Source organism: Streptomyces tyrfis, from assembly GCF_037034285.1.
Classification (GTDB): domain Bacteria; phylum Actinomycetota; class Actinomycetes; order Streptomycetales; family Streptomycetaceae; genus Streptomyces.
Genome location: NZ_JBAGJZ010000001.1, coordinates 201,736 through 227,345 on the forward strand (window position 1 = coordinate 201,736; position 25,610 = coordinate 227,345).

A 25,610-nucleotide genomic window follows, 5' to 3' on the forward strand; every position below is an offset into this window, starting at 1 on the left:
GCCCGTCAGAGCGGTTCGCCCTGGAGCGCGGCCGCCAGGCCGACCTCCGCGTTGTCGGTCCGGCCCCGTTCGAAGGCGCGCTGGTAGGCGGCGTCGCCGACGGCCGCGCGGGCCTTGCGTTCGCAGGCCTCGCGCAGCGGGCCGAGTTCGGGGGTGCCGCGCTGCGGGTGGCCGACCATGCGCCAGTAGACCTGCCCGGTGCCGTACACCCGGGCGGCGCGGGCGCCCGCGCCCTGGGCGGCGATCGCCGCAGCCAGGATGTCCAGCCCGAGCGCGATGCCGAAGCGGTCCCGGAGGCGGTGCTTGCCCTCCAGCATCGCCCGGGCATAGGCGGCGGACGTCTCGGCGTCGCCCCGCAGCAGGGCGATCAGGGCGAGCTGGTAGTCGACGTAGCTGCGGGTCCAGCGCTCGTCCTGGGCCTCGCAGACGGCGCGGAGGCGCCTGGCGGCCTCGGCCGCCTCGTCCAGCCGGCCGAGGCTGGTCAGGGCGAAGACGACGATGAGCCGGCAGCGCAGCCGGTAGGCCTTCTCCAGCCGGGACCCGGCGCCGGTGACGCGCAGGACCTGTTCGATCCGGCGCAGGCCCGCCTGGGGGCGGCCCGTCATCAGATGGGTGAGGCCGCACAGATAGGCGGCGGCGAGGACGCCCTCGTCCGTGCCGTCCCGGGCGGCGGATCTGGTGCACTCCCGGCCCAGGCGGCGGGCGGCCGGGTAGTCGCCCTGGAGCATGACGGTGATGCCCAGCACCCACAGGGCGCGGGTGCGGTGGGGGCCCTCGGCCGGGCCGGCGTCCAGGGCGCGCTGGGCGTAGTCGCGGGTCTGCGGCAGATGGCCGCAGCAGCACCAGAAGAAGCCGGTCCGGCCCGCCATCTCCTGGGCGGCGGCGGTGTCGTGGACCAGCAGGTGGTCCAGGGCCGCGCACAGATCGGCGTGCGCCTCCGCGATGCGGTGGTACCAGACGATCTGGTCGTCGCCCGTCCAGCCCGCGTGGGCGCGGCGGGCCAGGCCCAGGAAGCAGGCGGCGTGCCGGTCGGCGGCGGCCCGTTCCTCGTTCAGCTCCGCGAGCCACATCCGTCCGTACTCGCGGATGGTGTCGAGCATCCGGTGGCGCGCGCCGTCGCGCCGGACGACGGACTTGGCGACCAGGCCGTCCAGCGCCTCGGTCACGCCGTCCGGGGTGAGCGGTCCCTCGGCGCAGACCTCGCGCGCCGCGGCCTCGTCGAAGTCGCCGCGCAGCACCGTCAGCCGGGCCCACAGCAGCCGTTCCAGCGGGGTGCACAGCTCGTGGCTCCAGCCGATGGCGGTGCGCAGGGTGCGGTGGCGCGGGGGCCGGGCCGACTCGTCGGCCGGCACGTCGAAGCGGGTGCCGATCCGCGCGGCGACCTGCTCCACGCTCTCCCGGCCGAGGACCCCGGCCGCGAGCTCGATGGCGAGCGGGATGCCTTCGAGCCGACGGCAGATCTCGGCGGCGGCCGCGGCGGCGGCCGGCCCGTGGAGGGCGAGCCCGGGGGCCGCGACGGCGGCCCGGTCCCGGAACAGGGTCAGCGCGTCGCCCGCGCCCTCGACCGGCAGCGGCTCGACCTCGACGGCGCGTTCGCCCCTCAGGCCCAGGGGCTGCCTGCTGGTGGCGAGCACGGTGAGGCCGGGCGACGTGGTGAGGATCTCGCCGAGCAGGTGCGCGCAGGCGGGGAGCAGGTGTTCGCAGGAGTCGAGGACCAGCAGCAGCTCCTTGTCGGCGAGCCATTCGCACAGCGCGTCGATGGGCGTCCGCAGGGTGTGGTCGGAGAGCCCGACCGCGTCGGAGACGGTCGCGATGAGGAGGCTGTCGTCGTGGAGCGGGGACAGGTCCGCCCAGCAGGCCCCGTCGCGGTAGGCGGACGCCGCCTGCCGGGCGGCGCGGGCCGCGAGCCTCGTCTTGCCGACTCCCCCGCTGCCGGTGAGGGTGGTCAGCCGGTGACCGGCGATGGTGCGTTCGAGTCCGACCAGTTCCGCTTTCCGTCCGACAAAGCTCGTCGTCTCCTCGGGGATGTCGCTCGCCATGGTCACCGTCACTGAAACAGGTGGACCGGCCGGTCCGGGCCCCTGTCCGGTACGGCCCAGGCATGGGAGAGACCTGGCGCACCGGAGCGGGGGCCGGAACCGGCCGGGATGGGAAGGGCGCGCCGGAGGGGTGCGGTGGGGCGGCACTCCCCGGCGGCTGCCTGGCCCCAATTTAGTCCCGCGGCGGCCCGGTTCCGGGCGAACGCGGCCACCGGGCGTCCCGGAACGGTGAACCTTCCCGAACTTCGGCCCACCCTCGGCCATTTGGCGGTAAAATACGCCCCTTCGCATGGGTGCGTGCCAGGCGTATCGTTTCCTCGCCGCAGGCGCCCGGCCCCCGCCTCGGGTGCTCGGTCCCGACTCGCGGGCGTCTCAGTCCCCGGCGACCACGGCGGTCGATCCCCGTACCACCAGGTCCGGCCGGAACACGTACTCCGTGCGCTGCACCGGGCTGCCGCCGATCTCCTCCAGCAGCGCGCTCACCGCCGCGCCGGCCATCGCCTGCACGGGCTGGCGCACCGTCGTCAGCGGCGGGTCGGTGAACGCGATCAGCTGCGAGTCGTCGAAGCCCACCACCGACACCTGGCGCGGCACGTGGAGCCCCCGGTCCCGGGCCGCGCGCACCACGCCCAGCGCCATCAGGTCGCTGCCGCAGACGATGCCGGTGCATCCCCGGTCGAGCAGCGCGCCCGCCGCCACCTGCCCGCCCTCGACGCTGAACAGGGTGGAGCAGACCAGCCGCCGGGCCTCTGCGCGGTCCAGGCCGAGGAGGTCCGCGGCGGCCTCGACGAAGCCCTCGCGCTTGCGGCGGGCCGGCACATAGCGCTGCGGGCCGATGGCCAGGCCGACCCTGCGGTGGCCCAGATCGGCGAGATGGCCGACGGCCATCCGCACCGCCGCGGCGTCGTCCGAGGAGACGAACGGGGCGCTGATCCGCTCGTCGCAGCCGTTGATCAGGACGAAGGGGACGCCGCGTTCGGCGAGCGCGTGGTAGCGGGCCGGGTCGGCCGACAGGTCGGCGTGCAGCCCGGAGAGGAAGACGATCCCGTCGACGCCGCGTTCCACGAGCTGCTCGACGAGCTCGTCCTCGGTGGCGCCGCCGGGCAGCTGGGTGCAGAGCACGGGGGTGTAGCCGTGCCCGGCCAGCAGCTGCTCCACGGCCTGGGCGAACGCCGGGAAGATCGGGTTGGTGAGTTCGGGCGTCACCAGCCCGATCAGCCCGGCGCTGCGCCGCCGCGGCCGTACGGGGCGTTCGTAGCCGAGGACGTCCAGCGCCGTGAGCACCTTCCGGCGGGTGGTGTCCGCGACGCCGGGCTTCCCGTTGAGCACCCGGCTGACGGTCGCCTCGCTGACCGCCGCCCGTCCGGCGATGTCCGAGAGTCTCGGCGCACCGCCGGGCCTGGGCAGGGGGATCGTCACACCGTCCACCACACCGTGGTGTCGGCGGGCAGGTCGATCTCGGCGCCGTCGGTGACGACCGGGGCGCTGGACAGCAGGACGGTGCCGCGCACCGGGATGCGGACCGGCCGGTCCGTGGTGTTGACCGTGCAGACGAAGCCGGGGCGGGCGAAGACCAGCAGTCCCTCGGGGGCCCGGAGCCAGTCCACCGTGTCGCCGGCGCCGAGCCCGGGGTGGGCCCGGCGGGCGGCGAGCGCGGCCCGGTACAGCTCCAGGGTGGAGCCGGTGACGCCGGTCTGCGCCTCGACGCTCAGCTCGCCCCAGCCGTCGGGCTGGGGCAGCCAGCTGCCGCCGTCGCCGAAGCCGTACGAGCCGCCGTCGCGGGTCCACGGGATCGGCACCCGGCAGCCGTCGCGGAAGCCGTCCTGGCCCTCGGCGCGGAAGAACGACGGGTCCTGGCGGACCTCGTCGGGCAGGTCGGTGACGTCGGGCAGGCCGAGTTCCTCGCCCTGGTAGACGTAGGCGGAGCCGGGCAGCGCCAGCATCAGCAGGGTGGCGGCGCGGGCCCGGCGCAGGCCGAGTCCGCGGTCGCCGGGGGTGCGGATCTGGGTGCCCAGGCCGGGCGGGTTGGCGAACCGGGTGGCGTGCCGGGTCACGTCGTGGTTGGAGAGCACCCAGGTGGCGGGGGCGCCGACCGGGCGCATGGCGGCGAGCGAGGCGTCGACGACCTCGCGCAGGGCGGCGGCGTCCCAGGAGGTGGCCAGATACTGGAAGTTGAACGCCTGGTGCATCTCGTCGGGGCGCACGTAGTGGGCGGTGCGCTCGACGGTCGGGGTCCATGCCTCGGCGACGAGGATACGCCCGCCCGCCGCCCACCACCGGCCTTCCGGCGAAGGCCCTTCGGGCCCCTTCTTCTCGGGGTACTCGTCGAGGATGGCGCGCCAGGAGCGGTAGATCTCGTGGACGCCGTCCTGGTCGAAGAACGGCATGACGTCGTTGCCGAGCAGCTTGAGCTGGTCGCGGGCGCCGATGTCGGGCAGTCCGGCGGCCTTGACGAGGCCGTGGGCGACGTCGACCCGGAAGCCGTCGACGCCCATGTCGAGCCAGAAGCGCAGGATCGAGCGGAATTCGTCGGCGACGGCCGGGTGTTCCCAGTTGAAGTCGGGCTGCTCGGGCGCGAAGAGGTGGAGGTACCAGTCGCCCGGGGTCCCGTCCGGGTCCGTGGTCCGGGTCCAGGCGGGGCCGCCGAAGACGGACTCCCAGTCGTTGGGCGGGAGTTCGCCGTGCTCGCCCTTGCCGGGGCGGAAGTGGTAGCGGTCGCGCAGGGCGGAGCCGGGGCCCTCGGCGAGGGCGCGCCGGAACCAGTCGTGCCGGTCGGAGGAGTGGTTGGGCACCAGGTCGACGATGATCCGCAGGCCCAGTTCGTGGGCGTCCCGGATCAGCGCGTCGGCGTCCAGCAGGGTGCCGAACATGGGGTCGATGGCGCGGTAGTCGGAGACGTCGTAGCCGGCGTCGGCCTGCGGGGAGGCGTAGAACGGGCTGAGCCAGACCGCGTCGACGCCGAGGTCCTTGAGGTACGGGAGCCGGCTGCGGACGCCCGCGAGGTCGCCCATGCCGTCACCGTTGCCGTCGGCGAAGCTCCGTGGGTAGACCTGGTAGATCACCGCGTCCTGCCACCAGCCGTTCTGGTGGGCCGGAGCGTCGGCGGACGTGCCGGTGGAGGGGGCAGCGAGGTGCTGGGTCATGTCGTCCCTGGGGTGTCGGGGTGGGTGCGCCGCCGGGACCGGGTGGGGGGTTCCGGCGACGCGGTGACGTGGTGCGCGCGGGGTGCACGGTCCCGGGTGCGCGGGGCGTGCGGGCGCGCGGCTCTCGGACGGGCGGGGCGCGGTGCGGGTCAGCCCTTGACGGCTCCGGCGGACATGCCGGTGACCAGGTGGCGCTGGACGAGGAGGAAGACCAGGGCGGCGGGTATCGCGATGAGCACCGAGGCGGCGGTCATCGCGCCCCACTGGGCCCCGTACTGGTTGACGAAGAGCTGGAGCCCGCCCGCGAGGGTGAGGTTGTCCTCGCCGACCATGAAGGCGGAGGCGTACGCCACTTCGCCCCAGGCGGTGATGAAGGAGTAGAACGCGGTGACGGCGAGGCCGGGTTTGGCGAGCGGCAGGACGAGCCGCCAGAAGGTGCCGAACGGGGTGAGGCCGTCGACCTGTCCGGACTCGTCGATCTCGCGGGGGATGGTGTCGAAGAAGCCCTTCATCATCCAGGCGCAGAACGGCACCGAGATGGTGAGGTAGGTGATGACGAGGCCGGCGGGCTGGTTGAGCAGCCCCATGCCGGACATGATGTTGTAGATCGGCACGATGAGGACGGCGACCGGGAACATCTGGGTGACCAGCAGCGTCCACATCAGTCCGCGCTTGCCGGGGAAGCGGAAGCGGCTGACGGCGTAGCCGGTGGAGGCCGAGACGACGACGCCGAGGAGCGTGGTGAGTCCCGCGATGAGCAGGGAGTTGCCGAACCAGGTGAGGAACTTCGTGTCCCGGATCAGCCTGGTGTAGTTCTCGAGGGTCGTCTCCTTGAAGAAGTCCGTGGTGGTCGCGTACGCGGCGGGCTTCAGCGAGGTGAGCAGGACCCACAGCACGGGGAAGACGGCGACGACGGACGCGACGAGGAGCGTGAGGTGCAGCCCGACGGAGGCGATCGGCGCGCGCTCGCCGCGCGCCCGGACCCTGCCCGCGGTGCGTGCGGGGGCCGCCGGTGCGGGGGTCGCGGGGAGGGTGGTCACCAGTCGTCTCCCTGGGTGCGGAGGACCCGCCGGTACACGGCGGCGAAGAGCAGCAGGAGCACGAGGATCAGCACGCCCCAGGTGGAGGACTGCGCGTAGTCGCGCGGGCTGATCTCGAAGGAGAACTTGTACGCCTGGGTCACCAGGATCTGGGTGGCCTCGCCGGGTCCGCCGCGGGTCAGCAGGAAGATCACCGGGAACATGTTGAAGGTCCAGATGGTGGAGAGCAGGACCACCGTGGTGGAGACCGGCCGCAGGCCGGGCAGGGTGATGTGGCGGAACCGCTGCCAGGCGGTGGCGCCGTCCATCTCGGCGGCCTCGTACTGCTCGGCGGGGATCGACTGGAGGCCGCCGAGCAGGGCGACCATCATGAACGGGATGCCGAGCCAGACGTTGACGGCGATGACGGAGAACTTCGCCCAGTCGGGGTCGTTCAGCCAGGGTATGCCGTCGATCCCGGCGCCGGAGAGGACCTTGTTGAGCAGTCCGCGGTCCTCGTTGTAGAGGAACCGCCAGGCGAAGACGGAGACGAATCCGGGGACGGCCCAGGGCAGGATCAGCGCCGTCCGGTACACGGACCGGCCGGCGATCCTGCGGTTGAGGAGGTTGGCGAGGGCCAGGCCGAGGGCGAAGGAGACGGCCACGCAGGAGACCGTCCACACCAGGGTCCACCCGAGCGTGCCGAGGAACTGGTCGCCGGTGAGCGCGTCGGCGTAGTTGTCCAGGCCGACGAACTCGTATGTGGCGGGCAGGTGGTTGACGCCGATGGACCGGGCGACGTTGCGTTCGTCGGCGTCGGTCATCGACAGGTAGATCCCGCGGACCAGCGGGTACCCGATGATCACGCCGATCACGACGACGACCGGGGCGACCATGGCCCAGGCGTACCAGTGGGTCGACAGCGCCCGCCGGAACCGGCCCGGCGGCGGGGTGTTGCCAGTGCCGCGGCTCCGGCCGCGGACGACGTCGTCGTCCGCGGCCCTCGCCACCGACTGGCCGGTGTGGACAGCCATCAGCCGGCCCGCCTTCCTGTTACTTCCAGCCCTTGAGGAGCTTGCGGTAGGAGTCGCCGGTGGCCTCGACGGCCTTCTCCGGCGTGGTCTGGCCGGTGAGCGCCTTGGTGTACTCGGTGACGAGCGGGGCGAAGAGGCTGCCGGTCTCCGGGATCCAGGGGCGTTCGACGGCGGTCTCGACGACGGGCTTGAAGAAGCCGACGATCTCGTTGTCGACGACGTCCTTCTCGGCGTACGCGGAGGTGCGGGTCGGCAGCAGGCTCAGTTCCCTGGTGACCCTGGCCTGGGTGTCGGCGGAGGTCATGTACTCGGCGAACGCGTAGGAGGCGTCGAGGTTCTTGGAACCCGCGTAGACGGCCAGGTTGTGGCCGCCCTGCGGGGCGCCCTGGCCGGCGGAGCCGGCCGGGACGGGGGCGACGCCGAGATTGGCCTTGTCCTTGAACTCCTTGCCGGCATAGGTGTCGGCGACGGCCCACGGGCCGTTGATGATCATGGCGACCTCGCCGTCCTTGAAGGACGCCTGCATGTTCTCCCAGCCGTCGGTGGCGTCCGTCCTGGCCGCGCCGGAGTCGACGAGGTCCTTGACGACCTTCATCGCCTTGACGCCCGCGGCGTCGTCGATGGTGACGGACTTGGCGGAGGCGTCGACCATGTCGCCGCCCTCGCCGTAGAGGAAGGGCAGGAACCAGTACGCGTCGTCGCCGCGCAGGTACATCCCGGTCCTGCCGGTCTTGTCCTTGATCTTCTTGGCGACGCTCTTGAGTTCGTCGACGGTCCCGGGGACCTCGACCCCGGCCTCCTTGAAGATCTTCTTGTTGTAGAAGATGCCCATGGAGTCGATGACCTGCGGCACCGCGTAGGTCTTGCCCTGGTACTTCGTGGACGCGGCGGCCTGCTTCAGGAAGTCGTCCGGGTTCTTCAGCGCGGGGGTGCCGTCGAGCGGGGCGAGGTAGCCGAGGTCGGCGAACTCGGGGGTCCAGGCGACCTCGGAGCGGATGACGTCGGGGGCGCCGGAGCCTGACTGGGCCGCGTTCTTGAACTTGTTCTGCGCGTCGCCGAAGGGGACGTTGACGTAGTTGACGCGGACCTTCGGGTGCTCCTTGGTGAAGTCCTCGGCGATCTTCTTGAAGACCTTGTCCTCACTGCCCGCGGTGGAGGTGTCCCACCACGTCACCGTGCCGGACAGCTCGCCCGAGCCCTTGCTCGCACCACCGGACTCGTCGTCGCCGCCGCAGGCGGTCGCCGCGAGCGCCAGGGCCGCGACCAGGGCGGTGGCCGTTATGCCACGTCGCATCTGAACTCCTTCAACTGCCGTACCGCTCCGTCGCGGCGCCGGGTCGACGTGAACGTAACAAGGATGAAAGAACGCCGAAAGAGTTTGCGGAATATTTCTGCAAGCTTCGACGATCGTTACATTCGCGTGTCCGCACGGTTGCCGTCAAGACCCTTGACGGAGACCGCCGAACCCTGGCAGAGCCGGGCCGCCGAGGTGATCTTGGGGCCTCACGGGCGACCCGAGGGCGCCCGCGGGGGTCCCGCAAGTCCTTGCAAGAATTTGCCGCGCACGGCGCGGACCCGGCCGGGAGCGGGGGCCGGGAGCGGCAGAAGTCGGGACGGCCTGGTCCGGGGCGCGAGCCCGCCCCGGACCAGGCGCGGGCCACCGCGGACCGCCGCGAGGACCGAGGCCGCGGACCAGGGCGGGGGCGCGGCCACGGACGTGCGCGCGGCCGCGCGGGGCCGCGGCCGTCGGCCGGAGGCGGCCAACTCCGGCCGATGGTGGGCATTCCGGCACACGCCCGGTACAGTCCCCTTCCATGACCGCACGGCTTGCCGATATCGCAACTCAGGCGGGGGTCAGCGAAGCGACGGTCAGCCGTGTGCTGAACGGCAAGCCCGGTGTTGCTGCGGCCACCCGCGAATCCGTGCTGGCCGCGCTCGACGTCCTCGGCTACGAACGTCCGGTGCGTCTGCGCAGGCGCAGCGCGGGGCTGGTCGGGCTGATCACGCCCGAGCTGGAGAACCCCATCTTCCCGGCGCTGGCCCAGATCATCGGCCAGGCGCTGACCCGGCAGGGGTACACCCCGGTGCTGGCGACCCAGACGCCGGGCGGCTCCACCGAGGACGAGCTGACCGAGATGCTGGTCGAGCGCGGGGTCTCCGGCATCATCTTCGTCTCGGGGCTGCACGCGGACACCTCCGCGGACATGGGGCGCTATGAGCAACTGCGCGCCAAGGGCGTGCCGTTCGTCCTGGTCAACGGCTTCTCCCCCGAGGTGCGGGCCCCGTTCATCTCGCCGGACGACCGGGCCGCGATGCGGCTGGCGGTGACCCACCTGGTGTCGCTGGGGCATCAGCGGATCGGGCTGGCCGTCGGGCCGAAGCGTTTCGTGCCGGTGCTGCGGAAGATCGAGGGCTTCCGGGCCTGTGTACAGGAGCTGCTGGGGGTCGGCCCGGACGAGGTGGAGGAGCTGATCCAGCACTCGCTGTTCACCCTGGAGGGCGGGCAGGCCGCCGCGTCGGCGCTGATCGAGCGGGGCTGCACGGCGGTGGTGTGCGCCAGCGACATGATGGCGCTCGGCGCGATCCGGGCCGCCCGCCGGCTCTCGCTGGAGGTCCCGCGCGATCTGTCGGTCGTCGGTTTCGACGACTCGCCGCTCATAGCGTTCACCGATCCGCCGCTGACCACGATCCGTCAGCCGGTGACGGCGATGGGTCAGGCCGCGGTGCGCACGCTCCTGGAGGAGATCGGCGGCACCCCCGCCCCGCACAGCGAGTTCGTCTTCATGCCCGAACTGGTGGTGCGCGGTTCCACGGCGGCGGGTCCGGGCCCCGCCCCGGCCCCGCCCGCCGGTACCGGACCGGTGGCGTCCGGCCGCCCCTGATCCCGCTCGCCGCCCGGTCCGACCCCGCCAGGGGTACCGCATCGCACCGATGGGAGGATGATCGGGTGGGGGAAACATTTCTGGCAGACTCTGACCCTATGGGTGAATCGCGCGTGACGTCTGAGGAGGGTCGACCGGATGCCACCCCGTCACCCATCGTGGGCGAGACGGCCCGCACCGTGACCGCGGAGCGGAAAGCCGGGCCGCGCGGGACCGTTCCGGCTCCGGCCGCCCGACCCGACGAGGACGGCGGTGCGGAACCGCGCTCCTCGTCCCCCGTCCCGTCCGCCCCGCGCCGGGCCGGTTTCCTGCGGGCGTCGCGCTCCCCGCGCCGGCCGCGCGTCTGGTTCGAGATCCTGCTGATCGCGGTCAGTTACTGGGTGTACTCGCTGGTGCGGAACGCCGTGCCGGAGCAGAAGGCCCAGGCGCTGCGGAACGCCGACTGGATCTGGTCGGTCGAGAAGCACCTGGGGATCGCCGTCGAACAGACCGTCAACCACGCGGTGAACTCCGTGACATGGCTGATCGTCTCGATGAACTACTACTACGCGACGCTGCACTTCATCGTGACCCTGTGCGTGCTGGTGTGGCTGTTCCACCGTCACCCCGGCCGTTACGCGGCGGCCCGGCTGGCCCTGTTCGCGACCACGGCCGTGGCGCTGCTGGGCTACTACCTGTTCCCGCTGGCCCCGCCCCGCCTGATGACCGGCGGTCACTTCATCGACACCGTCCTGGTCCATCACACCTGGGGCTCGATGGCCTCGGGCAACTTCAAGAACATGTCGAACCAGTACGCGGCGATGCCGTCGATGCACATCGGCTGGTCGCTCTGGTGCGGCCTGACCGTCTTCGTGCTGGTCTCCACGCCCTGGGCCCGGGTGCTGGGGCTGCTGTACCCGACGGCCACCCTGATCGTCATCGTGTCGACCGCCAACCACTTCTGGCTGGACGCGGTGGGCGGGATGCTCTGTCTGGCCTTCGGCTGCGCGGTCTCGTACGTCTGGTACGGCGCGCTGCCGCACCGCCTCTCCCGTCAGGTGCGGGCGCCGGGCGCGACGCCCCGGGCGTCCGCCCCGGGTGCGGGAGGGAGGTCCCGGGCGGGCCTGCCCCCGGCGGACGTGGCCGGTGCGGCGGCGGGCGGTTCCGGACCGTCGGGCGTCTGACCCCGGCCTCCCGGCCCGGTCCTCGTCGGGGGGGCCGGGCCGGGCGACGGGCCGCTCACCCCCGGTGCGCCACGCGCCCGCCGCACACCGTGAGCCGTACCGGCGCCTCCCCCAACTCGTCCGCCGGGGCCTCCACCGGGTCCACCCCGAGCGCGGTGAGGTCGGCCCGGAAGCCGGGGGCGATCCGTCCCGCCAACCGCTGCTCCCCGGCGGCGACCGCCGCGTGCGAGGTGCAGCCCTCCAGCGCCATCAGCCCGGTCAGCGCCTGCTCGGCGGCGACCGGTTCGGTGTCGTGCGCGCCGGGCAGCCGACGCAGCCGGGCCGTGGCCAGCACCTGCCGCACATCGTAGGAGGCGATCGGCCAGTCCGATCCGAGCGCGAGGTACGCCCCGGCGTCGCGCAGGTCGCGGCAGCGCCAGGCCCGTCCGGCCCGTTCGTCCCCGAGCCGCTTCGACCACGCGTCGGTGTGGTCGGCGCGGGTGTACGCGGTGTGGGTGGGCTGCATCGAGGCGATCACCCCGAGCGAGGCGAACCGGGCGGCGAGTTCGCCCGGCATGGTCTCGATGTGCTCGACGCGGTGCCGGAGCCGGCCGCTCTCCCCCAGGGCCTCCACCGTGTCCAGCACGTGCCGCACGGCCGCGTCCCCGATGGCGTGGGTCGCGGTGCGCACCCCGGCGCGGTGCAGATGGCGGACGGCGGCGGTGTACGCCTCCGGGTCCGGCCAGAACGCCTCGGTGGGCGAGGCGCGGGGGCCGCAGGGCGGGTGAGGGAGGCGCTCGGCCGCTCGCGGCCACCCCCGGTCGCTTGCCGTGCCCCCCTCGACCGCTCCTCGCGACCGCCCCTTCGATCCCTCGGCGCTTCGATCCCTCGGCCTCTCGCCGCGGACGCGCTCCCCGGGCGCTCCCCCGTGGACGCGCTCTCCGTGGACGCCGGGCGTCACGCCCCGTAGAACCGCTCCTCCATCACGGCCCGGGCCCGCCGGGTGACCCGCCGGTAGTCGTCCAGCATGTCCCCGACGTGCCCCGGCTCGTACCCCAGGTACCGCCCCACGGCGGCGAGTTCGCGCGGCACCGACGGGAAGGTGTCGCCCGGCCGGCCGCGTACCAGCATCACCGCGTTGCGGACCCGGGTCGCCAGCACCCACGCCTCGTCCAGGGTCTGCGCCTCCTCGGCCGGGATCAGCCCCGCCGCGCACGCGGCGGCCAGCGCCTCGCGGGTGCGCGTGGTCCGCAGTCCCGGTTCCGACCAGCCGTGCTGCATCTGCATCAGCTGGACGGTCCACTCGACGTCGCTCAGCCCGCCGCGCCCGAGCTTGGTGTGGAGCGTCGGGTCCGCGCCGCGCGGCAGCCGCTCGGACTCCATCCGGGCCTTCAGTCGGCGGATCTCCCGGACCGCGTCCTCCCCCAGCCCCTCCATCGGGTAGCGCAGCGGGTCGATCAGCTCGATGAAGTCGCGGCCCAGCCGCTCGTCGCCCGCGACCGGCAACGCGCGCAGCAGCGCCTGGCTCTCCCAGACCAGCGACCAGCGCCGGTAGTACGCCCCGTACGAGGCCAGCGTGCGCACCAGCGGCCCGTTCCTGCCCTCCGGCCGCAGATCCGCGTCGATCAGCAACGGCGGGTCCGCGGTGGGGAGTTGGAGCAGTCTGCGCATCTCGGCGACGACCGCGTTCGCGGCCCGCGCCGCCTCCTGCTCGTCGACGCCCTCGCGCGGCGCGTGGACGAAGAGCACATCGGCGTCGGAGCCGTAGCCGAGTTCGTGCCCGCCGAACCGGCCCATGCCGATGACCGCGAACCGGGTGGGGAGGGTGTCCCCCCACTGCGCGCGGACGGCGGCGCGCAGGGCGCCCGCGACGGTGGCGGCGGTCAGGTCGGTGACCGCGTCCCCGACCCGGTCGACGAGGGCGCCCGGGTCCTCCTCCGCGGGGCGCTCCTCCGTGCCGTAGGAGCCGATGAGGTCCGCGGCTGCGGTACGGAACAGTTCGCGCCGCCGCACCCCGCGCACCGCGACGACGGCGGACTCGGCGCCGTCCGCGCGCCCGACGGCGGCCAGCACCTCCTGCTCCAGATGCGCCCGGCCGCGCGGCCGCAGGCCCTGCGGGTCGCCGAGGATCGCCACCGCCTCGGGCGCCCTCAGCAGCAGGTCGGGGGCGAGGCGGCCGGCCGAGAGCACCCGGGCGAGGTTCTCCGCCGCGGCGCCCTCGTCCCGCAGCAGCCGCAGGTACCAGGGGGTCTTGCCGAGGGCGTCGGACACCTTGCGGAAGCCGAGCAGACCGGCGTCGGGGTCGGCGGAGTCCGCGAACCAGCCCAGCAGCACCGGCAGCAGGGTGCGCTGGATCGCGGCCTTGCGGGACACGCCGGAGGACAGCGCCTCCAGGTGCCGCAGCGCGTCGGCCGGGTCGGTGTATCCGAGGGCTTCGAGCCGGTGCCGGGCGGCCTCGGGGCTGAGCCGGGACTCGCCGGGGGCGAGCTGGGCGACGGCGTCCAGCAGCGGCCGGTAGAACAGCTTCTCGTGCAGCCGGCGCACCACGGCGGCGTGCCGCCGCCACGCCTGGTTGAGCTCGGTGATCGGGTCCGTGCGCATCCCGAGGGAGCGCCCGAGCCGCCGCAGGTCCGCCTCGTGCTCCGGGACCAGGTGGGTGCGGCGCAGCCGGTGGAGCTGGATGCGGTGCTCCAGGGCGCGCAGGAAGCGGTAGGCGTCGTCGAGCTGCGCGGCGTCCACCCGGCCCACGTAGCCGCCCGCGGCGAGCGCCCGCAGCGCCTCCAGGGTGGTGCCGCTGCGCAGGGTGGCGTCGCTGCGGCCGTGCACCAGCTGGAGCAGCTGCACGGCGAACTCGACGTCCCGCAGTCCGCCGGGGCCGAGTTTGAGCTCCCGGTCGACGCGGTCGGCGGGGATGTTGTCGACGACCCGGCGGCGCATCCGCTGCACGTCGGGGACGAAGTTCTCCCGCTCCGACGCCTGCCAGACGAGCGGGGAGACGGCCTCGACGTACTCGGCGCCCAGCTCCGGGTCCCCGGCCACCGGCCGGGCCTTGAGGAGCGCCTGGAACTCCCAGGTCTTGGCCCAGCGCTGGTAGTACGCGAGGTGCGAGGACAGCGTCCGCACGAGCGGCCCGTTGCGGCCCTCGGGCCGGAGGTTGGCGTCGACGGGCCAGATGGTGCCCTCGGCCGTCGTGTCGGAGCAGATCCGCATCATGTGCGCGGCCAGACGGGTGGCGGCGGGCACGGCGGCGCCCTCGTCGGCGCCGCCCGCCGGTTCCGCGACGAAGACGACGTCGACGTCGGAGACGTAGTTCAGCTCGTGCCCGCCGCACTTGCCCATCGCGATGACGGCGAGCCGGCAGCGGGCGGCGTCGGCGGGCGCGGCCGTCCGGGCGATGGCGAGCGCGGCCCGCAGCGTCGCCGTGGCCAGGTCGGCCAGCTCGGCGGCGGTCTCGGCGACGTCCGTCGTCCCGCACACGTCGCGGGCCGCTATGGCCAGCAGGCACCGGCGGTAGGCGACGCGCAGCGAGTCGGGGTCGTCGGCCCCGGCGAGCTCCTGCTCGAACTCGGGCAGCCCGGGGTGCAGGTCGGCGGCCTCGTAGGTGACGAGGGCGTGCCAGTCGCGCGGGTGGCGGGCCAGGTGGTCGCCGAGCGCCTCGGACGCCCCGAGGACCCCGAGCAGCCGGTCCCGCAGCGGCTTGGCGGTGACCAGGGTGTCCAGCAGCGTCCGCCGCTCGTCCGGCTCCTGGGCCTCCACCAGCCGGGCGACGCCGTGCAGCGCCAGGTCCGGGTCGGCGGTGGCCCCGAGGGCGTCGAGGAGCACCGGATCGGAGCGCACGGAGGCCAGCTCGGGCAGGTCGAGGAGCCGCTCGGCGGCGGACGGGTCGGTGAATCCGTGCCGCAGCAGTCGGGTGAACGTACTGCTTCTGCGTCCCGGCGCCGTCGTCATCTCCGTGCTCTCCTGCTCGCCGTCCCCACATGATCCAGCGTTCCGAGCCTAAGGGCTGTCCCCCGTCGATGGAGTCGGCAGCTCGCCGCGGGGCCCGGCGGCCGTCCGCCGGACGGTGTGCGCCCGGCTCCCGGAAGCCGCCGGGGAGACGGGGGCGTCCGGCGCGGCGGGACGGGGCGGGGCGCCCGGCCGGGTCGCGATCACGACGGTGGCGTACAGCTCGTCGGAGGCGACCACGCGCGGGACCAGGCCCGCGCGGGCGACCGTCTCCTCGGCCCGGGACGCCTGGCGTTCGCTGGTCTCGACCAGCAGGTGTCCGCCCGGCGCGAGCCACCGCGGGGCCTCGGCGGCGACCCGTCGCAGCACGTCCAGGCCGTCCGCGCCGCCGTCGAGCGCGACGCGGGGCTCATGGACCCGGGCCTCGGGCGGAAGCAGTTCGACGTCGTCCGTCGGCACGTACGGCACATTGGCGAGCAGGATCTCCACCCGGCCGCGCAGGGCGCCGGGGAGCGGCTCGAAGAGATCGCCCTCGTGGACCCGTCCGGCGGCGCCCACGTTGCGGCGGGCGCACCGTACGGCGGCGGGGTCGACGTCGGACGCGTGCAGCTCGATCCCGTCCAGGGTCGCGGCGAGCGCCGCGCCGAGGGCGCCGGAGCCGCAGCAGAGGTCGACCACGACGGCTCCGGGCGCGGCGAGTCCGGCGGCCTGCCGGACCAGGAACTCGGTACGGCGGCGGGGCACGAACACCCCGGGGTCGACGGCGACCCTGAGTCCGCCGAACTCGGCCCAGCCGAGGACGTGTTCGAGGGGAAGTCCGGCGATCCGCCGTTCGGCCATGGCGGCGAGTCGGGCGGGGTCGGCGGCCTCGGAGACGAGCAGGGCCGCCTCGTCCTCCGCGAACACGCAGCCCGCGGCGCGGAGTCGGGCGACGAGGGAGGAGACGACGAGCGGTGAAGCGTGAACCGGCATGAAGCGGAGCCTTCCGGGAAGCCGATGGGCGCTCCGCGGCCGATCACATCGGCTGGACCACGCGATCCCGGGGAGGGAGCGCCCGACCTGACACAGCGTTGATGGGTCTCACCTCCTCGGTCCGTTCCTGACGGGTCCCCGCACGGGGACGCGTCACGATACCCCAGCCGCCCCACGACGGGAACGCTCCGCGCGCCGGGAACGCGGCGGGCACCGGCGACGTCCCGCGCGCCGGGAACGCCCCGCGGCCCGGGGCGCCCCGCTCGTCGAAGGCCCTGCGGCGGCCCCGCGGCCCCGCGATCAGAGCACCGGCAGCAGGTTCTTCAGCTCGAAGGCGGTGACCTCGCTGCGGTAGGCCTCCCATTCCTGCTTCTTGTTGCGCAGGAAGAAGTCGAAGACGTGCTCGCCGAGCGTCTCGGCGACCAGTTCGCTCTTCTCCATCAGCGAGATCGCCTCGCCCAGGTTCTGCGGCAGCGGCTCGATGCCCATCGCGCGGCGCTCCGCGTCCGACAGGGCCCAGACGTCGTCGTCGGCGCCGGCCGGGAGTTCGTAGCCCTCCTCGATGCCCTTGAGGCCCGCCGCGAGCAGCACCGCGTAGGTGAGGTAGGGGTTGGCGCCTGAGTCGATGGAGCGGACCTCGACGCGGGCCGAGCCGGTCTTGCCGGGCTTGTACATCGGGACGCGGATGAGCGCGGAGCGGTTGTTGTGGCCCCAGCAGATGTACGAAGGCGCCTCGCCGCCGGCGCCCGCGGCGCGGGAGGAGCCGCCCCAGATGCGCTTGTAGGAGTTGACCCACTGGTTGGTCACGGCGGAGATCTCCGCCGCGTGGTTGAGCAGACCGGCGATGAACGAGCGGCCGATCTTGGAGAGTTGGTACTCGGCGCCCGACTCGTAGAAGGCGTTGCGGTCGCCCTCGAAGAGGGAGAGGTGGGTGTGCATGCCCGAACCGGGGTGCTCGGAGAACGGCTTCGGCATGAACGTCGCCTGCACGCCCTGCTCCAGCGCGACCTGCTTCATCACCAGCCGGAACGTCATGATGTTGTCGGCGGTGGAGAGCGCGTCCGCGTACCGCAGGTCGATCTCCTGCTGGCCGGGGGCGCCCTCGTGGTGGCTGAACTCGACCGAGATGCCCATGGATTCGAGCATGGTGATCGCCTGGCGGCGGAAGTCCATGCCGACGTTCTGCGGGGTGTGGTCGAAGTAGCCGGAGCTGTCGGCGGGGGTGGGGCGGCTGCCGTCGACCGGCTTGTCCTTCAGGAGGAAGAACTCGATCTCCGGGTGGGTGTAGAAGGTGAACCCCAGGTCGGAGGTCTTGGCGAGGATCCGCTTGAGGACGTAGCGCGGGTCCGCGAAGGACGGGGAGCCGTCGGGCATCAGGATGTCGCAGAACATCCGGGCCGTGCCGGGGGCCTCCGCGCGCCACGGCAGGATCTGGAAGGTGCCCGGGTCCGGTTTGGCGATCATGTCGGACTCGTACACCCGGGCGAAGCCCTCGATGGCGGAGCCGTCGAAGCCGATTCCCTCGTCAAACGCCTGTTCCAATTCGGCGGGGGCCACGGCGACGGACTTGAGGTAGCCGAGGACGTCGGTGAACCACAGCCGTACGAAGCGGATGTCGCGCTCCTCAAGCGTCCTGAGGACGAATTCCTGCTGCTTGCCCATAGCCACATCCTTGCAGTTCAGACGGTCTGTGCACCACCGCCCGGGGTAGGGGAGGAGCTCCAGTATCACGACCCGGGATTTCACCCAGATTACGCACACGGAGTGAGATGGAGCACCCGGCCACCCACTACGATCTGCGCCCATGACGCCCACGGGGCGAAGCCGCCGATGCACGTCTCGGACGGCGGCCCGGTGCGCGCCGGTCACCACTGCCTTCCGTCCCTTCCCGCCTCTTCGCAGAAGGACCTGACGACATGAGCCTCGACCCCCGGACCCACTCGGAGCAGACCGGCGGCGCCGGCCGCCCGCACGACCGCCGCAACCGCGTCCTGGCCATAAGTCTCAGTGTGCTCGTCGTGGTGGGCCTGGCCGGGTTCGGCTCGTACGCGGTGCTGAACAGGTCCGAGGCGTCGGAGAACACCCGCGCCGCCCGCGCCGGGGCCGAGGACGCCAAGCCGCCCGCGCCGGAGCGGAGCGGACCGGCCGACGGGCCGATCGCCGGACTGCGGACCTGGGACACGGCGAAGCTGACCCGCAACCACGTCACCGGGCCGGTCGACTACCCGATGAGGCCCCCGGTCGGCGGCGACCACAACCCCGTGTGGATGAACTGCGACGGCGAGGTCTACGAGAAGTCCGTGCCGGACGTCAACGCCGTGCACTCGCTGGAACACGGAGCGGTGTGGGTGACGTACACCGGCGAGGCCCCGGACGCCGACGTGGCGAAGCTCGCCGAACGGGTCCGCCGGACGCCGTACTCGCTGATGAGCCCGTACCGGGGGCAGGCCGGCGCGATCATGCTGACCGCCTGGGGCAACCAGGTGACGGTGGACGGCGCCGACGACCCGCGGGTCGACCGGTTCTTCTCGGCGTTCGTACAGGGCCCGCAGACGCCCGAGCCCGGCGCGTCCTGCTCGGGCGGGCTGGCGGCGGCCCCGTGACCCCGGTGCGGCGCGGCCGGCGCGCCGGATGGACGGCGGGGGCCGCCGTGGGGCTCGCGCTGCTGTGCGCGGGGGCGGCGTCGGTCGCCTCCGCCGGGGACGGCGGGGCGCGGCGCCCCGTCGGCCCCTCCCCCGCCGCCGGGTCCGCCGCCGGGTCCGCCGCCGCGCGCACGCCCGCCGCGGACTCCGCGGACGCCGGGTTCGCCCGGGACATGGCAATCCACCATCAGCAGGCCGTCGAGATGTCCTTCCTCGTGCGCGACCGCACGCGGGACGAGGAGGTGCGCCGTCTCGCGTACGACATCGCCAACACCCAGGCCAACCAGCGGGGCATGCTGCTGGGCTGGCTGGACCTCTGGGAGCTGCCGAAGACGACGCCCGGAGGGCGGGGGCCGATGGCGTGGATGGCGGACGGCGGTCCGGGGTCCGGAGGGCACGCGGCGCACGAGGGCCACGGCGCGCACGAGGGGCACACGGCGGGCGGCTCGGCGGGGGCCGGCGCCCGGCCGCACGACGTCCCGCTCATGCCCGGCATGGCCACCCGCGCCGACCTGGACCGGCTCCGCGCGGCGAGCGGCCGGGACGCCGAGATCCGGTATCTCCGGCTGATGACCGACCACCACCGGGGAGGCGTCGACATGGCGCGCGGCTGCGCCCGGCTGTGTTCGGTGAAGGCGGAGAAGCGGCTGGCCGCGGGGATGGTGGAGGCCCAGCGGGCCGAGCTGGACATGATGGCCGGGATGCTGCGGGAGCGCGGCGCCGGGTCCGGTCCGTGAACGACGGGAGCCGGAGCCGGTCTGTGAACGGCGGGGCGCGGCCCGTCGCGTGAGCGGCTCCCCGGGGCCCCGGGGGCACCCGAACAGGCGCTTGCGGTCGCGCCCTCCGAACAGGCGTATGACGATGGAGACGCTCGGGGGTCGACCGCATGCCCGTCGGCACGCAGGAGGAATTCCCCATGACCACTGCGAAGGACATCATGCACACCGGGGCCACCTGGATCCCCGCGCACGAGACGCTCGACCGGGCCGCGCAGCTGATGCGCGACCACAAGGTGGGCGCGCTGCCCATCTCGGCCAGCGGTGAGCAGGACCGGATGATCGGCATCCTCACGGACCGCGACATCGTGATCGGCTGTGTGGCGATGGGGCACGATCCGGCGAGGATGACCGCGGGCGAGCTGGCCCAGGGCACCCCGCGCTGGATCGACGCCGGCGCGGACGTGAACCAGGTCCTCGAAGAGATGCAGACGCATCGGATCCGCCGGCTGCCGGTGGTGGAGAACAAGAAGCTGATCGGCATGATCAGCGAGGCCGACCTGGCACAGCACCTCTCCGACGAGCAGCTCGCCTGCTGGATGGAGAACGTCTACGCCCGCGGCTGACGGGTCGCGCGGCCCGCCCCCGGCCTCCTGCTCGTACCCGATGGCCCGGCACCCCTCCCCTGGGGACGCCGGGCCTCCGTCTGCCCGCCCCCGGGACCCTCGGGGTCTCCGCCCGCCCTCAGGTCCTCCGGGGGCGGGGCGGAACGAAGTGCGGGGCGGCGGGCGGACACCGCCGCGCCGACCCCGTCAGCACTGGGGCGATACGTTTCCTCACCTGCGCCGCGCGCCCCCGCACACGTCCGGACGCCTCCCCGCGCGGCGTATACCCAACCGGGGTAAGGTGCCGATCATGACCCAGAGTGGACGTGCGACACACGGACAGTTTTCCGTGCTGGTGGCGCTGCTCGTCGGGATCGCCCACCTCGTCACGGGTGCCTCGGCGCGGGTGCCGTCGGCACTGCGGCCGTTCCCCCGGCCGGGCCGGAGCCTCGCCGCCTGGCCGTCGGCGCTGCGCATATAGGAGGGGACTCCTCCCCCTCCCCAGCAGCCCGCCGTACCGACAACACCCCGAGGTGCACTCCGTCATGCGCACTCCACCCACCCGACGCGCCGTGCTCGGCGCGGCCGCCGCGACCGCCGGGGCGGCGGTCCTGGCCTCCTGCTCCGGCGAATCCGACCCGGCCCGCCAAGACCCGGAGCCCGGCGGCGCGCACGCCGGCGGCCCGGCGCCCGGCGGCGCGAACCACGGAGACCGCCGCGGCGGGAGAGACGAGGGCGAGTACGTCTCCCCCGACGGCAAGGAGGTCGCCGAGGCCGAGGCCCGACGGCCCGCCGGCCCCGCCCGGGAGTTCCACCTCACCGCCACCCCGTCCCGCCTCGACCTGGGCGGGGGACTCGTCGTCGGCTCCTGGGCCTACGAGGCGCGGCTGCCGGGGCGGGAGCTCCGGTTCACGGTGGGCGAGCGGGTGACGCTCACCCTCGCCAACCACCTCCCGGCGACGACCACGCTGCACTGGCACGGCCTCAACGTGCGCAACGACATGGACGGCGTGCCCGATCTGACGCAGCGGCCCATCAAGCCGGGCGCGGATTTCGTGTACCGCTTCAAGGTGCCGCACCCGGGGACGTACTGGTTCCATCCGCACACCGGGGTCCAGCAGGACCGGGGGCTGTACGCGCCGCTGATCGTGGAGGACCCGAAGGAGACCCTCGCGTACGACAAGGAGTGGGTCGTCGTCCTCGACGACTGGGTGGACGGGGTGGACGGCTCCACGCCGGACGGGGTCCTCGACGAGCTGAGCGGGGGCCGGGGCGGCATGGACCACAGCGGGAAGCGCCACGGGTCCGGCGGCGGCACCCGGCCCCCCGGCCACGCGGGCCACACGGACGGGGGCGACGGCGGCGGGGACGACGGGGCGGACGACAAGGGCGGCGCGCGCCGGCGCCTCCCCGGGGCCGCCACGCCCTCCGGGGCGCCGAAGGCCGCCGGGCCGGGCGGGCGCCGCTCCGGCCCCTCGCGGATCATGCGCGGCGGCTTCAGCGACCTGCTGGACAGCCACGGCGGCAATGTCGACTACCCCTACTACCTGATCAACGGCCGCGCCCCGAAGTCCCCCAGCACCTTCCTCGCCAAGCCCGGCGACCGCATCCGGCTGCGCATCATCAACGCCGGCGGCGACACCGCCTTCCGGGTCGCGCTCGGCGGTCACCGGATGACGGTCACCCACACCGACGGCTACCCGGTCCAGCACACCACCACGGACGCGCTGGTGCTGGGCATGGGCGAGCGGTACGACGTGATCGTCACCGCCAAGGACGGGGTGTTCCCGCTGACCGCGCTCGCCGAGGGCAAGGGGGCGGCGGCGCTGGCGCTGCTGCGCACCGGGATGGGCACGCCGCCCGCCGCCTCCGTGCGGCCCAAGGAGCTGGACGGGCTGCTGGTGGAGGCCGACCGCCTGTCGCCGCACCCGTCGGTGGCGCTGCCCGTCCGGGAGCCCGACCGGATCATCCGGCTCAAGCTGACCGGGAACATGAAGGCGTACGACTGGGGCTTCGACCACCGGCCGTACAACCCGGCCCGGCGGCATCCGGTCGCGGCGGGCGAGCGGGTCCGGCTGGAGTTCTACAACGTCACGTCGATGTGGCACCCGATGCATCTGCACGGGCACTCGTTCGGCCTGGTGGGGGCGGCGGGGCCCCGGCACCGGGCGTCCCGGCGGCCGACGGGCCAGTGGGCGCGCAAGGACACGGCGATCGTCCGGCCGGGCAGTTCGGTGGCGGTGGAGTTCGACGCGGACAATCCGGGTCTGTGGATGCTCCACTGCCACAACATCTATCACTCGGACGTGGGGATGATGACCGTCCTCGGTTACCTCCGCTGACCCCGCGCCCGCGCCGCCGCGGCCGCCCGCGCCGCCGGCCCGCCCCGTGCCGTCTCCGGCCCCGCCCGGCGGGGTGCGCGGCAGCGCCCGCGTCCCCCGCCGGGACATCGCGTCAATCCGACGATTACACTGATGCGCGTGCCTCAACTACGTCTCGCACTGAATCAGATCGACTCGACCGTCGGCGATCTCTCCGGCAACGCCGAGGCGGTCGTCCACTGGACCCGGCACTCCGCCGAACAGGGCGCCCATCTGGTGGCGTTCCCCGAGATGACGCTGACCGGCTACCCCGTCGAGGACCTGGCCCTGCGGCCGTCCTTCGTCGAGGCGTCCCGCCGGGCGTTGCACGAGCTCGCCGCCCGGCTGGAGGCGGAGGGCCTCGGGGAGCTGCCGGTCGTCGTCGGCTACCTCGACCGCTCCGAGACGGCCCAGCCGCGCTACGGCCAGCCGGCCGGCGCCCCGCGGAACGCCGCGGCCGTGCTGCACGGCGGTCGGGTCGCGTTGACCTTCGCCAAGCACCACCTGCCCAACTACGGCGTGTTCGACGAGTTCCGCTACTTCGTGCCGGGCGACTCGATGCCGGTCGTGCGGGTGCGGGGCGTGGACGTGGCACTGGCGATCTGCGAGGACCTCTGGCAGGACGGCGGCCGGGTGCCGGCCGCGCGGGCGGCGGACGCCGGGCTGCTGCTGTCGATCAACGCCTCGCCGTACGAGCGGGACAAGGACGACACCCGGCTGGAACTGGTCCGCAAGCGGGCCCAGGAGGCCGGCTGCACCACCGCGTACCTCGCGATGATCGGCGGCCAGGACGAGCTGGTCTTCGACGGCGACTCCATCGTCGTGGACCGGGACGGCGAAGTCATCGCCCGTGCGCCGCAGTTCGCCGAGGGGTGCGTGCTCCTCGACCTGGACCTGCCGGCCGCCGCGGCCGACGCGCCGACCGGCGCCGTGAGCGACGGGCTGCGGATCGACCGCGTGGTGCTCTCCGAGGACCCCGTCCCGGCGTACGAGCCGGAGCACGCCGGGGAGTGCGCGCCGCGGCTGGACGACGACGAGGAGCTGTACTCGGCGCTGGTCGTGGGACTCCGCGCGTACGTCGCGAAGAACGGTTTCCGCAGCGTTCTGATCGGGCTGTCCGGCGGGATCGACTCGGCGCTGGTCGCGGCCATCGCCTGCGACGCGGTGGGCGCGGAGAACGTGTACGGCGTCTCGATGCCGTCGAAGTACTCCTCGGACCACTCCAAGGACGACGCGGCCGAGCTGGCCCGCCGCACCGGGCTGCACTTCCGCACCGTGCCGATCGAGCCGATGTTCGACGCGTACATGGAGTCGCTGGGGCTCACCGGTCTCGCCGAGGAGAACCTGCAGTCCAGGCTGCGCGGCACGATGCTGATGGCCGTCTCCAACCAGGAGGGCCAGATCGTCCTCGCGCCGGGCAACAAGTCCGAGCTGGCGGTCGGCTACTCGACGCTGTACGGCGACTCGGTCGGGGCGTACGGGCCGATCAAGGACGTGTACAAGACGTCGGTCTTCCGGCTGGCGAAGTGGCGCAACCGGGCCGCCGAGGAGCGCGGGCAGACCCCGCCGATCCCGGAGGCGTCCATCACCAAGCCGCCCAGCGCCGAGCTGCGCCCGGACCAGGTCGACACCGACTCGCTGCCCGACTACGACGTGCTGGACCGGATCCTGGAGCTGTACGTCGACCGGGACCAGGGGCTGGCCGAGATCGTCGCGGCCGGGTTCGACGAGGCGCTGGTGGCGAAGACGCTGCGGATGGTGGACACGGCGGAGTACAAGCGGCGACAGTACCCGCCGGGCACGAAGATCTCCCCGAAGGGCTTCGGCAAGGACCGCCGGCTGCCGATCACCAACCGGTGGCGCGAGTCGGGCTGAGCGACGGGGCCCGGGCCCGGCGGGGACGGCCCGGTGTCCGCGCCGCGCCGGCCCCGTCCCGGCGCGACGCGGGTCCGTACGGCGGGGTCCGTACGGGCGTACCGGTCAGAGCTGGAGGCGTGCCGCGATCGGGAGGTGGTCGCTGTCCGTCGCCGGGAGCGTCCACGAGGAGACCGGCTCGACGCCCTTGACCAGGATCTGGTCGATCCTCGCCATCGGGAACGACGCCGGCCAGCTGAAGCCGAAGCCGTCGCCGGCCGCGCCCTGGGTGGACCGCATCTGCGAGGTGACCGCGTTGAGCGAGCGGTCGTTCATCGTGCCGTTGAGGTCGCCGAGCAGGATCACCCTGTCGAGCCGTTCGTCGGCGATGGCCTCGCCCAGGGTGTCCGCGCTGGAGTCGCGCTGATTGGCGGTGAATCCGGCGTGCAGCTTGACGCGCACGGACGGCAGGTGGGCCACGTAGACGGCGACGTCGCCCCGGGGCGTCGTCACCGTGGCCCGCATCGCCCGGGGCCAGCCCATCTTGATGTCGACCTCCCGGGCGTCGCGCATCGGCTGCTTGCTCCACAGGCCGACGGTCCCCTGGACCGAGTGGTACGGGTAGCTGCTGGCGAGCGCCGCCTCGTACTTCGCGACCTCGTCGGTCGGCAGCTCCTCCAGGGCGACGACGTCGGCGCCGGAGCTCGCGACCTTCCGGGCGGTGCCCGCCGGGTCGGGGTTGTCGGCGTTGACGTTGTGGGTGGCCACGGTGAGGTCGCCGCCCTCGGCCGACTTGCCGGTGAGCAGTCCGCCGAAGAGGTTGAGCCAGACCGCGACCGGCAGCACCAGGGCGATCAGGGCGGTCGCCGAGCGGCGCACCAGGGCGAGGACGAGCAGCAGCGGGAGGACGACGCCGATCCACGGCAGGAACGTCTCGGTGAGGCTGCCCAGATTGCCGACGGCGTTGGGGATCTGGGCGTGGAAGACCATGACGAGGGTCACCAGGACCGAGCAGACGGCCAGCACGACCCCGCGCCGCCAGACGCCCCCGGCGCGCTGCCACCGTCCGCGCAGATCCCGGAGGAGGGGCCCGGTGGTCCCCGGCTCCGTGCGGTCGTTCCCGGTGTCCGCTCCGTACGCCTGCACCATCGCGCTGTCCTCACTGCCTCGCCGTGCGTGTCGCCGCGTCCTCGACCCTAGGCGATGAGCGGCGCGTTCCCGACCGTCCACGACGGCGGTACTGCCACGAGGACGAAG

The 25,610-nt window shown here is 73.5% G+C and carries 18 protein-coding genes and 1 pseudogene; 8 read left to right on the plus strand and 11 right to left on the minus strand.

The annotated features are described in order from the left end of the window. Positions 1–5 precede the first annotated feature (5 nt). From WA762_RS00900 to WA762_RS00925, 6 genes are all read right to left on the minus strand, one after another. A complete protein-coding gene (locus WA762_RS00900) occupies positions 6–2,039 on the minus strand; it encodes an ATP-binding protein (RefSeq protein ID WP_335931873.1) in 2,034 nt (677 codons plus the stop codon). Positions 2,040–2,411: 372 nt separating this feature from the next. Further along, positions 2,412–3,470 (minus strand): LacI family DNA-binding transcriptional regulator, encoded by a 1,059-nt coding sequence (locus WA762_RS00905; protein ID WP_335931876.1) that lies wholly within the window; start codon positions 3,468–3,470, stop codon positions 2,412–2,414. Next, positions 3,455–5,182: a glycoside hydrolase family 13 protein gene (locus WA762_RS00910; protein WP_335931878.1), complete on the minus strand. Its 1,728-nt coding sequence runs from the start codon at positions 5,180–5,182 to the stop codon at positions 3,455–3,457. Before WA762_RS00910 ends, WA762_RS00905 begins: the two co-directional genes overlap by 16 nt. 149 nt (positions 5,183–5,331) lie before the next feature. Further along, positions 5,332–6,222, minus strand: coding sequence for a sugar ABC transporter permease (locus WA762_RS00915; RefSeq protein WP_335931880.1), 891 nt, complete (start codon positions 6,220–6,222; stop codon positions 5,332–5,334). Then, positions 6,219–7,235, minus strand: coding sequence for a carbohydrate ABC transporter permease (locus WA762_RS00920; protein ID WP_335931882.1), 1,017 nt, complete (start codon positions 7,233–7,235; stop codon positions 6,219–6,221). Before WA762_RS00920 ends, WA762_RS00915 begins: the two co-directional genes overlap by 4 nt. A 19-nt stretch (positions 7,236–7,254) precedes the next feature. After that, positions 7,255–8,529, minus strand: coding sequence for an extracellular solute-binding protein (locus tag WA762_RS00925; protein ID WP_335931884.1), 1,275 nt, complete (start codon positions 8,527–8,529; stop codon positions 7,255–7,257). Positions 8,530–9,049: 520 nt separating this feature from the next. Between WA762_RS00925 and WA762_RS00930 the strand changes: the two genes are divergently transcribed. Both WA762_RS00930 and WA762_RS00935 read left to right on the plus strand, forming a co-directional pair. Next, positions 9,050–10,117, plus strand: coding sequence for a LacI family DNA-binding transcriptional regulator (locus WA762_RS00930; protein ID WP_335931886.1), 1,068 nt, complete (start codon positions 9,050–9,052; stop codon positions 10,115–10,117). A 98-nt stretch (positions 10,118–10,215) separates the two neighbouring features. After that, positions 10,216–11,280, plus strand: coding sequence for a phosphatase PAP2 family protein (locus WA762_RS00935; protein ID WP_335931889.1), 1,065 nt, complete (start codon positions 10,216–10,218; stop codon positions 11,278–11,280). Between the two features lie 55 nt (positions 11,281–11,335). Here the strand turns inward: WA762_RS00935 and WA762_RS00940 are convergent. The 4 genes and pseudogenes from WA762_RS00940 to glnA form a co-directional block, all read right to left on the minus strand. After that, positions 11,336–12,214: pseudogene (locus tag WA762_RS00940) on the minus strand (amidohydrolase family protein); the annotation flags it as partial. A gap of 2 nt (positions 12,215–12,216) precedes the next feature. Beyond that, positions 12,217–15,207 carry a bifunctional [glutamine synthetase] adenylyltransferase/[glutamine synthetase]-adenylyl-L-tyrosine phosphorylase gene (locus WA762_RS00945; RefSeq protein ID WP_335931891.1) on the minus strand — a complete coding sequence of 997 codons (2,991 nt, stop codon included), beginning with the start codon at positions 15,205–15,207 and terminating at the stop codon, positions 12,217–12,219. A gap of 48 nt (positions 15,208–15,255) precedes the next feature. Further along, positions 15,256–16,176 carry a putative protein N(5)-glutamine methyltransferase gene (locus WA762_RS00950; RefSeq protein ID WP_335931893.1) on the minus strand — a complete coding sequence of 307 codons (921 nt, stop codon included), beginning with the start codon at positions 16,174–16,176 and terminating at the stop codon, positions 15,256–15,258. A gap of 300 nt (positions 16,177–16,476) precedes the next feature. After that, positions 16,477–17,838 (minus strand): type I glutamate--ammonia ligase, encoded by a 1,362-nt coding sequence (glnA, locus tag WA762_RS00955; RefSeq protein WP_335931895.1) that lies wholly within the window; start codon positions 17,836–17,838, stop codon positions 16,477–16,479. Positions 17,839–18,092: 254 nt separating this feature from the next. Between glnA and WA762_RS00960 the strand changes: the two genes are divergently transcribed. From WA762_RS00960 to WA762_RS00985, 6 genes are all read left to right on the plus strand, one after another. Next, positions 18,093–18,779 carry a DUF3105 domain-containing protein gene (locus WA762_RS00960; protein ID WP_335931897.1) on the plus strand — a complete coding sequence of 229 codons (687 nt, stop codon included), beginning with the start codon at positions 18,093–18,095 and terminating at the stop codon, positions 18,777–18,779. Continuing rightward, the gene (locus WA762_RS00965) at positions 18,776–19,555 is read left to right on the plus strand and encodes a DUF305 domain-containing protein (protein ID WP_335931899.1); all 780 of its coding nucleotides are present in this window, start codon (positions 18,776–18,778) and stop codon (positions 19,553–19,555) included. Before WA762_RS00960 ends, WA762_RS00965 begins: the two co-directional genes overlap by 4 nt. Positions 19,556–19,734: 179 nt before the next feature. Beyond that, positions 19,735–20,160 carry a CBS domain-containing protein gene (locus tag WA762_RS00970; protein WP_335931901.1) on the plus strand — a complete coding sequence of 142 codons (426 nt, stop codon included), beginning with the start codon at positions 19,735–19,737 and terminating at the stop codon, positions 20,158–20,160. 289 nt (positions 20,161–20,449) lie between these two features. Further along, entirely contained in the window at positions 20,450–20,620 is a 171-nt protein-coding gene (locus tag WA762_RS00975) for a hypothetical protein (protein ID WP_335931903.1), read from the plus strand. A gap of 64 nt (positions 20,621–20,684) precedes the next feature. Then, positions 20,685–22,481, plus strand: a complete 1,797-nt coding sequence (locus WA762_RS00980; protein WP_335931905.1) for a multicopper oxidase family protein — start codon at positions 20,685–20,687, stop codon at positions 22,479–22,481. Between the two features lie 132 nt (positions 22,482–22,613). Next, positions 22,614–24,374, plus strand: coding sequence for an NAD+ synthase (locus WA762_RS00985; protein ID WP_335931907.1), 1,761 nt, complete (start codon positions 22,614–22,616; stop codon positions 24,372–24,374). A gap of 105 nt (positions 24,375–24,479) precedes the next feature. Here the strand turns inward: WA762_RS00985 and WA762_RS00990 are convergent, their stop codons facing one another. Continuing rightward, complete coding sequence (locus tag WA762_RS00990; RefSeq protein ID WP_335931909.1) at positions 24,480–25,502, minus strand: endonuclease/exonuclease/phosphatase family protein; 1,023 nt, start codon at positions 25,500–25,502, stop codon at positions 24,480–24,482. Positions 25,503–25,610: the final 108 nt, after the last annotated feature.